The 15,297-nt window shown below is 42.8% G+C and carries 11 protein-coding genes; 3 read left to right on the forward strand and 8 right to left on the reverse strand.

Features of this window, described 5'->3' with window-relative positions:
* Positions 1-4,856 (forward strand): VWA domain-containing protein (locus tag FTW16_RS00485; protein WP_146489706.1); only part of this gene is annotated, 4,856 nt, incomplete at its 5' end.
* Positions 4,857-4,932: 76 nt separating this feature from the next.
* On the opposite strand, the gene FTW16_RS00490 is transcribed toward FTW16_RS00485, so the two are convergent.
* Together FTW16_RS00490 and FTW16_RS00495 are read right to left on the reverse strand one after the other, a co-directional pair.
* Positions 4,933-6,126 (reverse strand): class I SAM-dependent methyltransferase, encoded by a 1,194-nt coding sequence (locus FTW16_RS00490; protein WP_017059708.1) that lies wholly within the window; start codon positions 6,124-6,126, stop codon positions 4,933-4,935.
* 129 nt (positions 6,127-6,255) lie between these two features.
* Positions 6,256-7,659: a methyl-accepting chemotaxis protein gene (locus tag FTW16_RS00495; RefSeq protein WP_146489707.1), complete on the reverse strand. Its 1,404-nt coding sequence runs from the start codon at positions 7,657-7,659 to the stop codon at positions 6,256-6,258.
* 88 nt (positions 7,660-7,747) lie between these two features.
* Between FTW16_RS00495 and yccX the strand changes: the two genes are divergently transcribed.
* A complete protein-coding gene (gene yccX, locus FTW16_RS00500) occupies positions 7,748-8,035 on the forward strand; it encodes an acylphosphatase (protein ID WP_146489708.1) in 288 nt (95 codons plus the stop codon).
* A 58-nt stretch (positions 8,036-8,093) separates the two neighbouring features.
* Here yccX and FTW16_RS00505 read toward each other — a convergent pair whose 3' ends face one another.
* The 6 genes from FTW16_RS00505 to FTW16_RS00530 form a co-directional block, all read right to left on the reverse strand.
* Positions 8,094-8,423, reverse strand: a complete 330-nt coding sequence (locus FTW16_RS00505) for a TusE/DsrC/DsvC family sulfur relay protein (protein ID WP_017057205.1) — start codon at positions 8,421-8,423, stop codon at positions 8,094-8,096.
* A 160-nt stretch (positions 8,424-8,583) separates the two neighbouring features.
* On the reverse strand, positions 8,584-9,249 hold the full coding sequence (locus FTW16_RS00510) for a Bax inhibitor-1/YccA family protein (RefSeq protein WP_017057206.1): 666 nt from the start codon (positions 9,247-9,249) through the stop codon (positions 8,584-8,586).
* A gap of 295 nt (positions 9,250-9,544) precedes the next feature.
* Positions 9,545-10,309: an amino acid ABC transporter ATP-binding protein gene (locus tag FTW16_RS00515; protein ID WP_017059704.1), complete on the reverse strand. Its 765-nt coding sequence runs from the start codon at positions 10,307-10,309 to the stop codon at positions 9,545-9,547.
* A gap of 22 nt (positions 10,310-10,331) precedes the next feature.
* Positions 10,332-11,429 (reverse strand): amino acid ABC transporter permease, encoded by a 1,098-nt coding sequence (locus tag FTW16_RS00520; RefSeq protein WP_060982096.1) that lies wholly within the window; start codon positions 11,427-11,429, stop codon positions 10,332-10,334.
* Position 11,430: 1 nt separating this feature from the next.
* Positions 11,431-12,636 (reverse strand): amino acid ABC transporter permease, encoded by a 1,206-nt coding sequence (locus tag FTW16_RS00525; protein ID WP_146489709.1) that lies wholly within the window; start codon positions 12,634-12,636, stop codon positions 11,431-11,433.
* A 71-nt stretch (positions 12,637-12,707) separates the two neighbouring features.
* Positions 12,708-13,736, reverse strand: coding sequence for an amino acid ABC transporter substrate-binding protein (locus FTW16_RS00530; RefSeq protein ID WP_004733634.1), 1,029 nt, complete (start codon positions 13,734-13,736; stop codon positions 12,708-12,710).
* 479 nt (positions 13,737-14,215) lie between these two features.
* On the opposite strand from FTW16_RS00530, the gene FTW16_RS00535 reads away from it, so the two are divergent.
* Positions 14,216-15,157: a bifunctional precorrin-2 dehydrogenase/sirohydrochlorin ferrochelatase gene (locus FTW16_RS00535; RefSeq protein WP_146489710.1), complete on the forward strand. Its 942-nt coding sequence runs from the start codon at positions 14,216-14,218 to the stop codon at positions 15,155-15,157.
* The last annotated feature ends 140 nt before the right edge of the window (positions 15,158-15,297 follow it).

Below are 15,297 nucleotides of genomic sequence, written 5' to 3' on the forward strand. Positions count from 1 at the left end.
TTCCTGGGCCTGTACCTGTACCGTCGTCTGTGATGGTCGCTTCGCCTGTCGCCGTGCCGTTAGACGTCACGCCGTTCGAAGCGACCATCACAGACGACCAAGTTGCACCAAAAGTTAGTATTACTGCAGATACAGCCTCCGTAGTAGAAAACAGTGATGCGAGCTTTACCATAAGTATTGACCAGTTGGCGGCTGAAGATGTAACTGTAACGTTTACTATCGGTGGCGATGTAACTAACGGTGATTATTTAGCTCCGACTACTTATACTGTGACGATCCCTGCGGGTCAAACCTCCGCACCATTAGATATTAAAACTTTAGATGATGGCATTTATGAAGGTGCAGAAAATCTAGAGATCATTCTCATGAGCTCAGCGGGAGCTAATTCATCACTTGATATTAGTGCTTCCGAGGCGACGGTGATTATTGTGGATGCGCAGCACGCACCAGAATTCATTTCTGATGGGGACACTGCAGGCGATTTACCAAATTCTGATAGTTACAACTTTGGTTCAATAAGAGAAAATTCTGTAAGTGGCACTGTTGTTGGTACTGTCGTCGCTGAAGACCAAGACAGTGATGAACTCCGTTATAGCTTTGCCGATGGTTCTTTAAGTAATGGATTATTTAATATCGATGCTGTAAGCGGTGATATCACTTTAAATCAAACTATAGATGATGCTGATCTGGGTGCTTATACATTAAATGTTAGGGTCATCGATGGTACAGGTGGTGAAGATGCCGCGGTGGTTGATATTGCTTTAACTAATGTCAATGATGCGCCAGAAGCGTCACCTTCTGCTATAACTATTTCGGAAGATGCTCAGGGTATCGCTTTAGTTCTTGCCTGGTCATCATTCGGTGTCTCAGACGTCGACTCTCCGGATACGTCCTTGTCAGTCGAAATCACTTCTTTACCAGTTGATGGTATGTTCGAATATATGGATACCCAAGGTGTTTGGCAGCCAGTTCAACAGGGGCAAGAGTTAAGTAAAGATCAATTTGATTCAAACGGAGTTCGCTTCACTCCTGATTATAATGAATCTGGTGATGATAGTTTTGGTGGTTCAACTGTTGGTGATCAATCATCTGACTATGCTCATATTGGGTTTAAACCAACAGATGGCCAAAATGACGGTCAGGAGTCAACATTAACCATTGATGTTACACCTGTAGCAGACAAACCAAATCTAGCTACGGTTACTCCTGGACTCTCATTGCCTCAACAAGAGTTTAATGTGACAACTTGGAGTAACGTTAATATCGGTGGTCATAATGGTCTTGGCGTAACTGGTCTTGTGCTTATTGATGCCATTGATATGCTCGACCCGGTAAGTGGTGTTCAATCCACTACAGTAAATGCTGAAGACACTGGCACAAACGCAACTCTACAAGATGAGGCTGTGCTAATTACCGCGTTGGTATACCTTGAAGCTGGTACCAGCTATGATTTTATCGGAACTGCCGACGACAGCATTGCTATTACAATTGGCGGAGTCTTACTCGATGAAGCTCGATGGGGGAATGATCGTGGTGACATTAAAGGCGGAGCCTTTGTTCCGTCAGAGTCTGGTTTTTACCCAATAGAGATTTATCACCACAACCAAAGTGGTGCCGGTAACTACAATGTAAATGTTTCCATTGATGGTAATGCAGCAGTCGACTTGAGCAACAGTAATCTTTATATCGTTAGTGATGAAAATGCTCTAAATAATGTAGATGTTAGAACTTCTGAACTTCAAGAGGTGAACGGCGTTGAGTTTTATGAGACCTATGAAGCTAATGAAGGGCTTCAAGATACTGAAATTCCATTATCTGAAATCCGCGCGAGCTTAAGTGATACAGATGGCTCTGAATCGTTAGCTGTAATATTGGCAGGGCTTCCTGTTGGTGCAGTTATTTCCGACGGTAATGTGTCGGTTACAATCAGTAGTACTAGTGAGAAGGTTGATGTTACGGGGTGGGCATTAGACTCTCTCACTGTTATGCCGCCACAGGGTAGTCATGACGATTTCACGATATTTGTGACCGCAACAAGTACTGAAGATTCGAATGGAGACTTTGCTCAATCAAACGCGACTATCAATGTGATTGTTCATGAGAATCTCACAACTAATACAGTAAGTGATACAGGCCTCGTTAACGAAGATGAAATATTACAAGGTAATGTTTTAGCGAACGATACCGATGGAGATAATGTTCTCCAGGTTGACTTCATTACTATTGATGGCCTTGATTACGCGATTGGACAAACCGTGTCAATTGATGCCGGTACGTTAGTTGTGAATCAAGACGGCAGTTACAGCTTCGATCCGGCCGATCATTGGTCTGGTGACGTTCCGGCGATTACTTACACGACTAACACCGGAGCTACAGAAAACTTAGACATTGAAGTTATCGCTGTAGCAGATGCGCCTATTGTCAAGATAACACTTGGGGATATGGTTAAGTTGAATGCGATTTCGTCTCATCATGCTGATGTTATTGCTGCAGTTGGCAATAATCAAGTAGAGAACACTGACCTAGCGATTGAGATAGGGCTAGATAATTCGCTACCATCCCATCTTGGTGATAACAATGACTATAGTGACACTGATACATTGTTTGTTGGCGGAAACAACGTCGATAGTATGTATGGAGGCGGTGGTGATGATGTCTTTGTTGGGGGAGCTCAAAACGACTCTTTCTATGGTGATGATGCGAGTAGTAATACCACCCATGATGGGGTTGATACGGTTTATCTAACAGGTAACTTTGAAGATTATAACTTTACCTTTAAAGATAACCACGGCGGCGGCGTGCCATATTGGATCCTCTTGGATACTAATTCTATCGATTCAGTGAACGATCATAGTGGACAGGAGGATCGTGGTGACCATTTGTATGAAATTGAGCGTGTAGTATTTGCAGACAAAGTTATAGAACTGAACCCTGACGGCACATACGCGGTGCTTCAAGATAGAATGATTCCAGTCGATGTTGATGTTGACCTTGTTGATACAGACGGAAGCGAAAGCTTATCTCAGACAGTAACAGTAGATGGCCTTCCTGAAGGTATTGAGGTTTATGTTAATGGACAAGCTATTGATGCTGAAGTAGACGGTACTTTTCTTGTTCCAATTGATTCAAATGGGAATGCTTCATTTAATATTAAAGTACCGTTTGACTACGAAGGTACCCTTGACTTCCCAGTCAGCGTTACTGCAACGTCGGTAGAGTCCTCTAATAGTGATAGTGCTTCTAGTACTGAAACTGTTGATGTAACAGCACGCGATTACGTGTTGGAATCTGGTTCCCATGGGAATGACATGATTAATGGTAGCGCGGATCATGATTTAATTGTTGGTGATGTTCAGGGCATAGAAATTATTGCTGGTGAAGATTATAACATTGCATTCGTGCTTGATACTTCGGGGAGTATGGGGAGTTGGGTAGGTACAGCTAAACAAGAAATCCTCGATGTCTTCGACGAACTTCAAGCGGCTGCAAGTCAAGGTTCACAACCTGGTACTGTGAATGTTCTGTTGACAGAGTTTGCATCTGGCGCGACGTTTATTGTTTCAGTTGACTTAAGTTCTCCAACAGCAAGACAAGATTTTGTGGCGCAGCTGAACACCATAGGAAACAATGGTAGCGGTGGTACGAATTACGAATCAGGTTTACAATCTGCAGTAGACTGGTTCGGTAGTCAGCCTAATCCTAATGGTCAGAACATCACTTATTTTATCACTGACGGTAAACCTAATAGACATACCGATCTAGATAATTTGCCTCAGAGTGATTTTTCTAAAGTGATTTTAGATGTTGATTCAAGCGGCCAGTTAGTGACGTTAGAAGATATTGTCGATGACTATAACTATACCTACGGTCAGACTGTGAACTATAAAGGAAACGTTCTTATTGACTCTTCAGGAAGAATTTATTCCCCGTTTACTGCTCAGAAAATTGGTGATATTGACAGATCAAATGGTAGCCTGTATTACGATGACGAAGGTGGAAATTCTGTTCAAGCTCAACACATGTATCAAGTGCTAGCTGGTCTTTCGAGTGTCGAAGCAATTGGCCTGGGTAGTGGCGTCAACGCGAATACCCTACAGCAATATGATACAGATGGCGTTGTTGACTCAAATATCGATGTGACCAAGCTTGCTGAAACTATTTTGGGCCAAGATGTACCATTAAAACAAGGGGCTGATACCCTTCATGGTGGAGATGGCAACGATATTCTATTTGGTGATTTGATTGATTTTGGTTCAAACGAACAGGGGCTGAGTGCTATTCAATCACATGTTGCCAGCGAAACTAGTCAAGATGTATCAACTGTTGATGCAGAAGATATACACAACTACGTGAAGGGTAACATTCAAGAGTTTAACCAAGATCACCAAGGTGACAAGACAGATTACCTCTATGGGGATGATGGTAACGACATACTATTTGGTCATGGCGGCAATGATGTTCTCGAAGGTGGGAAAGGTGATGACATACTAGTCGGTGGTTCCGGCAATGACCTATTAACCGGTGGTGAGGGTGATGATCTATTCGTTATAGGCGAGGCTGACTTCGTTAACTCATTAGATGTGATCACTGACTTTACTGTAACTGAAGATCATATTGATATTTCTGATTTGCTACACAATGGCGAGAATATGGATGACCTATTAGGTGATGTGACGGCTAAAGTGGTAGATAACAATGATGTTGAGCTTCATATCGATCGTGATGGGAATCATCAAACTATCAAGTTAGAGGATGCTGTAGACCAGCTAGGTTATGTGGATGTCAACTCTGGTGATATAACAGGGCAAGCATTGAGCAACTTACTCAATGATGTCATATATAAACCGCAAGATTAAAAAAATAAAAAGGGCCGAAAGGCCCTTTTTTAATACGTCTGTTTTGCTATAAAAGCTAGATTCTAAAGCACGAAAATTAAAGCACCTTACAAGCAAAACCTTTTAGGTAGAAGCCTTCTGGGTAGGCCGTGTCCGTTAGGTGGTCGGCTGCTTGCTCGAAGCGTTCAACAAATTTCACTGTTCGGCCTGCGTCTAGTGCTGCATCAGCGATGATTTTTTGGAACAAATCAGTACCCATTAAGCCAGAGCAAGAGTAGGTGAGTAGAGTACCACCTGGTTTCAGGATTTGCATCGCAAGCATGTTAACGTCTTTGTAGCCGTTAGCGCCTGAAGTCAGGTTGTTCTTGCTTGAAACAAACTTTGGTGGATCCATGATTACTACGTCAAACTTAGTACCTTGGTCTCGATATTCACGAAGCAGTTTGAAAACGTCAGCGTTTAGGAATACAGCACGCTTTTTCGAGATATCAAACTCGTTAAGCTCAGCGTTGAACTTAGCGGTATCAAGAGCAAGTTGAGATACGTCAGCGTTGATAACACGCTTCGCGTCGCCTTTTAGTGCGTAAAGGCCAAAACCACCTGTGTATGAGAAACAGTTAAGGACATCTTTACCTTTAACGTACTTCATAGATTCTTTGCGGCTATCACGTTGGTCCATGTAGAAGCCCGTTTTGTGGCCTTCCATGATGTTTACACTGATTTTAACGCCATTCTCTTCAATCACAATTGATTTAGGTGGTTCTTCACCGTGAAGTACGCCGACAACCTGTTCTAGGCCTTCTTTTTTACGAACCGCTACGTCTGAACGCTCGTAGATGTTGCAGTCAGGGAAGCACTCGATTAACGCTTCAACCAACACGCTTTTGTTAAACTCAGCGCCAGCACTTAGCAGTTGGCAAACAAGAAAGTCTTGGTATTTGTCGATTGTGATACCTGGCAAGCCATCAGACTCTGCGGCCGTTAGGCGGTAGCCCGTTAGACCATCACGCTCAATGATGTCTTCACGTAAAGACTGTGCGTCTTGAATTCGTTTTACGAAGAACGCCTTGTTGATCTCTTCTTTTTCAAATGTCCAAACACGAGCTCGAATTTGAGATTCTGGTGAGTAAGCCGCTTTTGCAAGCCACTGACCATTTTGAGCATATACGTCTACAGTTTCACCTTGTTTTGGTTCGCCTTCGACCTTATCGATACCGCGAGAAAATACCCAAGGGTGTTTGCGGCGTAGTGATTTATCTCGGCCTTTAGCTAGATGAATTGAAGGAGTCATAATTTACTCTGTTTGTTGAATTTGAAGGAGGGGTATTGTCGAGGAAGTACAGGTGAAAAGCAAATAAGAAAGGGCTGCAGAAGCAGCCCTAGTAATGATTAATCAACACTTAGTGGTTGGATATCAGTATTAAGCTTTAAGACCTGTCAGCAAACCTTCCATCGTATCGCTTTGTTTACGAAGTTGGTCGACATTGGAATTACTCTTACTGATCATCTCGCAGATACTGTCTGATTGATGACGAATCTCTTCAACACTTTGTGCAATGTTGTCAGCGACTACGCCTTGTTCTTCAGCCGCGGTAGCAATTTGAGTGCTGCTATCTGAAATAGACTGGTTCTTTTCAGCTAATGAACCGATCTCAACGTTCACTTCCGACATCAGTGTTTGGCCTTCACCAGCATTGTTTACCGTTACTTCCATCAGTTTGGTCAGTGATTGGCTGTTACGTTGTAATGACTCAATCATACTTTGGATTTCAACCGTTGCTTGTTGAGTACGACCAGCAAGGGCACGAACTTCATCGGCAACAACAGCGAATCCACGACCTTGCTCGCCTGCACGTGCAGCCTCTATGGCAGCATTCAGTGCCAATAGGTTAGTCTGCTCTGAAATGCCATTGATGGTTGCGACCACTTCATCGATCTGCGCCGCGTTGGCATCAAGCTCTTCTACTGCTTGTGAAGCGGATTGGATCTCTTGAGATAGGTTAGAGATAGACTCCAATGTATTTGAAACCTTGACTTGACCACTTTGAGCAACGCCGCGAGCGTCCATGGTTTGTGAACTAGACGCATGAGCAAGAGTTGCAACTTCGCGAATCGTAGCCGCCATCTGTTCCGTTGCACTTGCCAAGCTATTCAGGTGTTCCTGCTGGTTACCTGAGATGTCTGAACTTTGTTGTGTTGACTGGTTCAAGTCCGAGCTGATCTGCTGCATGAGAGCGACAGACTCTTGGATTGATAGAACCATGTTTTGTTCACGCTCTGCTACCTTGTCGATCGTAATAGCAATTTCACTAAACTCATCACGAACTAAGAAGTAGTTCATGCGGCAAGTTAGGTCACCATTAGCCAGTGTGTTTAAAGCTTTGTTCATAGAGAACATCGCACCACCGATGAAGGTCATGATGTAGTAAACACCAAGTGCGATAAGCGTTAGGGTTACAGCTATGATAGAAACCTGAGTCGTCGATAGAGCAGACCAAAGGTTTTGGTCATGGTTAGCAACTAGACTGAATGCACCATTCATCACCGAAACAGAACCAGCCCCGTAGCCCAAAGAGATGGTTTCAGAGCTGCTGACAAGTTGAGCAACTTGGTCTTTAGTGAGCTGACCTGCTTCGATAAGTCCTTTCATCAAGAGCATTTCTTCTTGATAAAGATGAGCGAGCAAAGAGTCCGCAGCGCTATCTAAAACGAGAGTTAATATGACTAGGGCGAGAAGAGGCAATAAGAAGAGTAGATAGAACTTTTCTTGGATTTTTAGGTGAATGAGATATTTGTCAATCCAACGAAATGGGATTTCTTTCATAATCGTTATACTCGAAGTAAGTCCACCAATAAGTGGTGAATGAATAGAAGCTCAACTATATCATTCATATAATTTATGAGGCAACGTTATGGAAAGTTCACAATATATTTTTGTCGTGTCAGGCGTAGTTCAATGTGTTGGTTTTCGTTATCACACCAGTAGGAAGGCGCAAACTCTAGGTCTTTCAGGCTATGCGAAGAACTTAAATGATGGTCGAGTTGAAGTATTCGCTGTTGGAGAGAGTCAGCAAATAGAGAAGTTACATGCTTGGCTCAATATTGGCCCTTCGAGCGCAACAGTAGACAACGTAGTGATGCATCAAGTGAAAGATAGTGAGCGTCAGGACGTACGCGTAGGGGCCTTTAAAATACTGTAGTTATAGCACTACAGTATTTATATTGAACGTAACTTAATGGCCTAAAGCAGATTAGGCACTACAAGCACTTTGCTGGTTTAGGTAAACCGGCGAGCTTGGTTGCTTGTTTTGCAGGGCCTTTTTTGAATAACTTGAAAAGGTACTTACTGTTGCCTTTTTCTGGGCCGTGCGCTTTTTCCATCGCTTTCACTAGCATACGAACTGCTGGTGACGTATTGAACTCTTCGTAAAAGCTCCTTACAAAATGTACGACTTCTAAGTGCGCATCCGTAAGTTCAATAGCTTCATCTTGAGCAAGAATTTCAATCATGCCTTCTTCCCATTGCGTGTAATCCAATAGGTAGCCTTGAGCGTCGGTTTCGATTTGCTTGCCGTTATATTCAAACATGTTTAATCCAGAATCCAATTAACTATGTGGGTAGGGTACATGACCAAGTTTATCTTTCTCAACAGAAATTGTAGCTATCCATAGAAATATCGCACTTATAGATACAAAAAAGCCCAAGAGGTAGGCTCTTGGGCTAGATATTCTTCAATGATGGGAACGATTAGTCGTCGCTGCCCATGATGCCTAGAATACTTAGTAGGCTGATGAAGATGTTGTAGATTGATACGTACAAGCTGATCGTTGCAGAGATGTAGTTTGTTTCACCGCCACGAATGATGTTTTGCGTTGTAAGCAAGATAACACCAGTCGAGAATAGGATGAACATACCGCTCATTGCCAATGATAGTAGAGGCATTTGTAGGAAGATGTTTGCAACCATACCTACAAGTAGTACTACGAAACCAGCTAATAGCATGCCGTTAAGGAACGACAGGTCACGCTTAGTTGTTAGTGCGTAAGCTGATGCACCCATAAACGCCAGTGCTGTACCGCCAAGTGCAGTTAGGATTACATCACCCATGCCTGCGCCAACGTACATATTAAGAATTGGACCAATGGTGTAGCCTAAGAAACCCGTAAATAGGAATGTGAAGACTAGACCCATGCTGTTGTCGCGGTTCTTCTCTGTTAGGAAAAGTAGGCCGTAGAAGCCAACAAGCATGATAATAAGACCCGGGCGAGGAAGGTTCATCGCCATGGATACGCCTGCTACAACAGCAGACCAAAGTAGTGTCATAGACAGTAATGCGTAGGTGTTACGCAACACTTTATTGGTTTGCAGAGCACTTTCTTGAGATGCTGTGCGTGAAAACATAGGGCTGTTCATAATCTTCCTCGTAAGGTGACTTCAATAGTTATTAGTACATTTATGGGGGTGAAAGTTCGAAAAATCAAGTCTTTCATTCCTCTTGTATACATAAAATAATAATCAAAATAGTCGGTTAAGTGTTTCTGAAGGTGTAACAAAGTATTTCTTTAGGCTGTAATTAAGCATAGCTAAAATACGATCTTCAACCTTTAGTAGTCATAGCCTGTTATTTAGAACTTTAGAAAACCATCTATAACCTTGAAAAATAAAGAGGCGACCTAAGCCGCCTCTATAGTTTATGCATCATAACACATTAATGGTGTAAGATTTGGCTTAAGAAGTTCTGCGTTCTGTCTGATTGTGGGTTTTCAAAGAAGTCGACAGGGTTGTTCTCTTCTATGATTTCACCGGCATCCATAAAGATAACGCGATCTGCTACCTCTTTAGCAAAGCCCATCTCATGCGTTACACAAAGCATTGTCATGCCTTCTTCCGCCAGCTCAACCATTACGTCTAATACTTCTCGAACCATTTCTGGATCGAGGGCTGACGTTGGTTCATCAAACAGCATCACTTGAGGGTTCATACACAAAGAGCGAGCGATAGCTACACGCTGTTGTTGGCCACCAGAAAGCTGACCTGGGAATTTGTCTGCTTGCTCAGGAATTTTTACACGCTCTAGGTATTTCATCGCAATCGCTTCAGCTTCTTCTTTCGGCATCTTTTTGACCCAGATAGGGGCGAGAGTACAGTTCTCTAATACCGTCAGGTGTGGAAACAGATTGAAGTGCTGGAAACACATGCCGACGTCTCGGCGAACAGCTTCGATGTTCTTTAGATCTTCCGTCAATTCATTACCTGAAACGAAGATATGACCTTTTTGGTGCTCTTCTAATCGGTTGATACAGCGGATCATTGTTGATTTACCAGAGCCAGAGGGGCCACAGATAACGATTTTCTCGCCTTTTTTAACTTCTAGATTGATGTTCTTAAGTACGTGGAATTCACCGTACCATTTGTTCATGTCTTTCAACTCGATCATAAGACCTTGAGAGTTGTTTTCTGTCTGCTGCGTCATAATACGTCCTTGATCTTGTTAATTATCGTTTGTGACCGGTGTGAAGTCTGTTTTCTAGCCATATCGAATATCTCGACATGCCAAAACAAAACACCCAGAACACTAACGCGACAAATACATAACTTTCTGTTGAATACCCAAGCCATTCAGGGTCGGTATTCGCGGCTTGGCCAATTCCTAGTACATCAAACATACCAATAATCAAAACAAGACTGGTATCTTTGAACAAACCAATAAAGGTGTTCACAATTGAAGGAATCGTGATTTTAAGAGCTTGAGGCAGAATGATAAGCCCAGTTTTTTTCCAGTAGCTTAATCCCAGAGCATCAGCTGCTTCGTATTGACCTTTTGGTATTGCTTGTAAACCACCACGGATTACTTCGGCCATATAGGCTGCACTGAATAGTACTACCCCAACCAGTGCTCTAATCAGCTTATCGGTTTCTGTCCCTTCAGATAAGAAGAGTGGGAGCATTACTGAAGCCATGAATAGAACTGTAATGAGCGGTACGCCACGCCAAATTTCGATGTATACGGTACACATACTGCGAATGATCGGCATCTCTGAGCGACGCCCAAGCGCAAGTGCAACACCAATCGGGAGTGACACTACAATACCAACAAGTGCGATGATCAGTGTAACCAGTAGGCCACCCCATTTATGGGTATCAACAACTTCTAATCCGAAGACACCACCGTATAGTAAACCAGCAATGATAAACGGATAGATGTTGACGAAGAACAGCCAAATCCAGGTGCGCTTAGGTGTTTTTTCATACGCTAATAAAGCAACAAAAATAGCTAAAGTAGCGTAGAAAAAGCGAGGTCGCCACAGTTCAGCTTCTGGGTAGAAGCCATACATGAATTGGTCCCAACGAACGCTAATAAAAACCCAGCAAGCGCCTTCACTAGTACAAGCGTCTCGTGTTGTTCCTATCCAATCGGCACTAATGAATGCCCAATCTGCTATTGCCCATATTAGGGTAAAAGCAAAGTAAGCAAGAACCACAGTGACAACGCTGTTAATTGGTCCATTAAATAGATTTTTTCTTAACCAACCGACAGGGCCAACGGTATTCGCTGGAGGCGGAAGATCAGGTTGAAATTGATGTGTACTCATCTTATCTCTCCACCAACGCTACTTTGCGGTTGTATATGTTCATTAGAGCAGATGTTAATAGGCTCAAGGTCAGGTAGACACCCATTGTCATCGCAATTACTTCGATAGCTTGTCCAGTTTGGTTTAATGTTGTTCCTGCAAATACAGACACAAGATCAGGGTAACCAATGGCCATCGCAAGTGATGAGTTTTTGGTCAGGTTTAGGTACTGACTGGTTAGTGGTGGGATAATAATTCTTAATGCTTGTGGAATAATGACAAGCTTGAGGGTTCTAGAACGTGGGATACCTAGAGACATAGCAGCCTCAGTTTGCCCATGGTTTACGGCGTTAATACCTGAACGAACAATCTCGGCAATGAACGCTGCGGTGTAGATACTTAAAGCAAGCATCAATGCAGCAAGCTCAGGAATTATGCTAACACCACCCTTGAAGTTAAACCCTTTCAAAACAGGGTAATCCGCAGAGATAGGCATGCCCATCACAAAGTAAGTCACTAACGGCAAGCCTAAAATCAACGCTGCAGCAATCCGCAACATAGGTGTTTGTTGGCCAGTTAGTTTTTGCTTGTTGTTAGCCCAGATGTTGATAATAAACGTAGCGATAATACCGACAATCAATGATCCGATGACAATGCTACTGCCTTGTTCTAACACTGGTGCAGGGAAGTACAATCCACGTACGTTCAAGAAAATTGCTTCACCTAGGCTCATGCTTTGACGAGCAGAAGGTAAAGCTTGCAGAACAGCGAAGTACCAGAAAAAGATTTGCAAAAGAAGAGGGATATTTCGGAATATCTCAATGTAGACCGCTGCAAATCGGCTAACCAGCCAGTTTGAAGAGAGCCTAGCGATACCCATACTAAAGCCCAGTACCGTAGCTAGCATGATGCCTAGCACCGAAACTAAAGCGGTATTGAGAAGCCCGACAAAGAATGTACGACCATATGAGAAAGTCTCGTCGTATTCAATCAGTGTTAATCCGATACCAAAACCAGCTTCTTGTGAGAGAAAATCAAAACCAGTGGCGATACCACGGGAATCTAAGTTAGTCAGTGCATTATTTACAATCGTGTAAAAGAAAGCACAAAGCGCCCCGACGGCGATGATTTGGAAAATGATGGAGCGAAAAGTGGGGTTGTAAAATAAGTTGGCACTTTTGGGCTGTGGCTTTGCCTGAGCTGGAGAAATAGTTTCATTAGGTTTCATACTACTATAACCTCAAATCCATTTAATAAATAGGGCGGAAAACTCCGCCCTAATTGATGCTTGAAAATTTATTAACGGATTGGTGGAGCGTACATAAAGCCGCCCGCATTCCATAATGCATTTACACCACGAGAGATCTGAAGTGGAGAACCTGTACCAACAGTACGCTCAAAACTCTCACCGTAGTTACCAACTTGCTTAATTACTTGGTAACCCCAGTCGTCACGAATGCCAAGGCCTTTACCTTTAGGACCGTCTACACCAAGAATACGTTTGATGTTTGGATCTTTTGACTTAAGCATTTCGTCTGCATTTTTAGAAGAGATACCGTATTCTTCCGCATTAATCATTGCTGAAAGTGTCCACTTAGCAACGTTAAACCATTTGTCATCATCTTGACGAACAACAGGACCTAGAGGCTCTTTAGAGATGATTTCAGGAAGTACTTGTGCAGATTTAGGGTCAGCTAGGTTTAGGCGAAGTGCGTATAGACCAGATTGGTCAGTCGTTAGCACATCACAACGACCTGCGTCGAAACCTTTAGATGTTTGTGCCGCTGTATCGAATACCACTGGCTTGTAAGACATGCCACTGTTACGGAAGTAATCGGCTAGGTTAAGTTCAGTTGTTGTGCCTGATTGAACACATACAGAAGCGCCATCAAGCTCTTGAGCACTTGTTAGGCCAAGCTCTTTCTTAACCATGAAGCCTTGACCATCGTAGTAGTTAACGCCTACGAAGTTAAGACCTAGAGCAGTATCACGATGTAGTGTCCATGTTGTGTTGCGAGATAGTACGTCGATTTCGCCAGATTGAAGCGCAGTAAAACGCTCTTTTGCGGTTAGAGGTACATACTTAACTTTCGTCTTGTCACCGAGTACAGCCGCTGCAAGAGCTTGACAATACTCAACATCAATTCCTTCCCATTCACCTTTTGAGTTAGGGTTAGAGAACCCTGGAAGACCGGTACTTACACCACAAGTTAGAAAACCTTGAGATGTGACTTTGTCCAGAGTGCTTTCTGCCGCTGATGCCGATGTTGCCATCATCGCAGTTGATGCAGCTACTACTGAAGCAAGAAGTGTTAGTTTATTTGTCATTTGTATCCTTCCTTGTTAACCAGGTGACACCTGATACTCGTGCTCGTTTGAGTGTCTTTATGTGTTGCGTTTTCTATGACCTTGTTGCTCAAATTACAAGAGTTGCATTTTGCAAATGAAACTGTGTGCGATTTAAGTAACTGTTTATAAGGTTAGGAAAGGATCCGTAGTTTCACAAATGTATAATTTAAAAAGAATTTTGAATGAAATCACAAATCCGAACACAATTAGAATGACCAAATGTTAACTGAATGTAAATAGTGCAACAGTTCACACTGTTGGTGCAACGAGATTTAGAGTTTTATATTGATAATCGACTAGATAAATATTCTGAATGAATGTCACAGTGGTGGAGTATTAACCTTAAAAAAGATTGAAATTTGGTCAATAAATATTTTTATTACACTTCGATAGTTATGAATATGCTCCAAATTTGGTAGCATGGCTGAATAGTTATTGAAGTAGTCTCAAGGAAGAACATGCGTTATTTCCCAATGTTTTTGGATGTAGAAAATAAGCCAATCTTAGTGGTTGGCGGGGGTGAGGTTGCTTGCCGTAAAGTCGACAGCTTGCTACGAGCTGGGGCTGATGTGACTTTAGTGTCTCCCAAGGTTGCACCTTACTTAAAGCAGCTTATCGATGAAGACAAACTTCACTGGGTGCAAAACTTTTACTCATCACAGATCATATCGAAAAATTACCTGCAGGTTTGGGCGACAACAGATAACCCTAGCCTAAATCATCAAGTACATAATGATGCAAAAAACCTGGGTATTCTTGTCAATGTGGTCGATGATTTACCCTATTGTGACTTCATTACGCCATCAATGATTAATCGCGGAAGAATCCAAATTGCCATCTCTAGTGGCGGTGCATCACCTGTTTTGGTTAGAAATATTAGAGAAAAACTCGAAACGGTATTGCCACAAAATATAGGCTTAATAGCAGACTTCGGTGCATCAAAACGCAATTCGATCAAAGAGTCATTTCCAACTGTCGATGAGCGACGTAAATTTTGGGAGCGCTTTTTATCGTCCAGTTTCATCGAACAGGTGACTGACAGAGAGCAGTTAGAATCATACTACCAGCAAGCGCTAACGGAAGGCATTGATAGTGAAGGACAGGTGACTTGGATTGAATTCGAGCAGGACGTTGAGTTGCTGTCTATGAAGGCTTTACGTTTGATGCAAGAGGCAGAGCTCGTACTTTCACCGAGCGATTGTCCATTCGAATTTGTCGACCTGTGCCGTCGAGACGCAGAAAGAGAGAGCTATGCTAACAGCGGAGAGCTATCAACCAAGCTTGAGCAGGCAAGAGCTGAGAAATTGCGAGTGTGTGTGTTTATTCCACCAGCAAGCGTAGAGTTTAATTTGTTGGTCGGCAAAGACCTAAAATTGTCAGCGGCCAAAGTACTTAGTTGAGTTGGCTGATTACCAGCTAGGAACTTCGATTTAAACTGACCAGATAAATAAAAAGCCACTTCCTATAAAGAAGTGGCTTTCTGCTTTTCAAACACGATATTGTGATGAGGAATGAGCAATCTAAATAAGCGGTCGCTCAA

Source organism: Vibrio sp. T20 (assembly GCF_007858795.1).
Classification (GTDB): Bacteria; Pseudomonadota; Gammaproteobacteria; order Enterobacterales; family Vibrionaceae; genus Vibrio; species Vibrio satsumensis.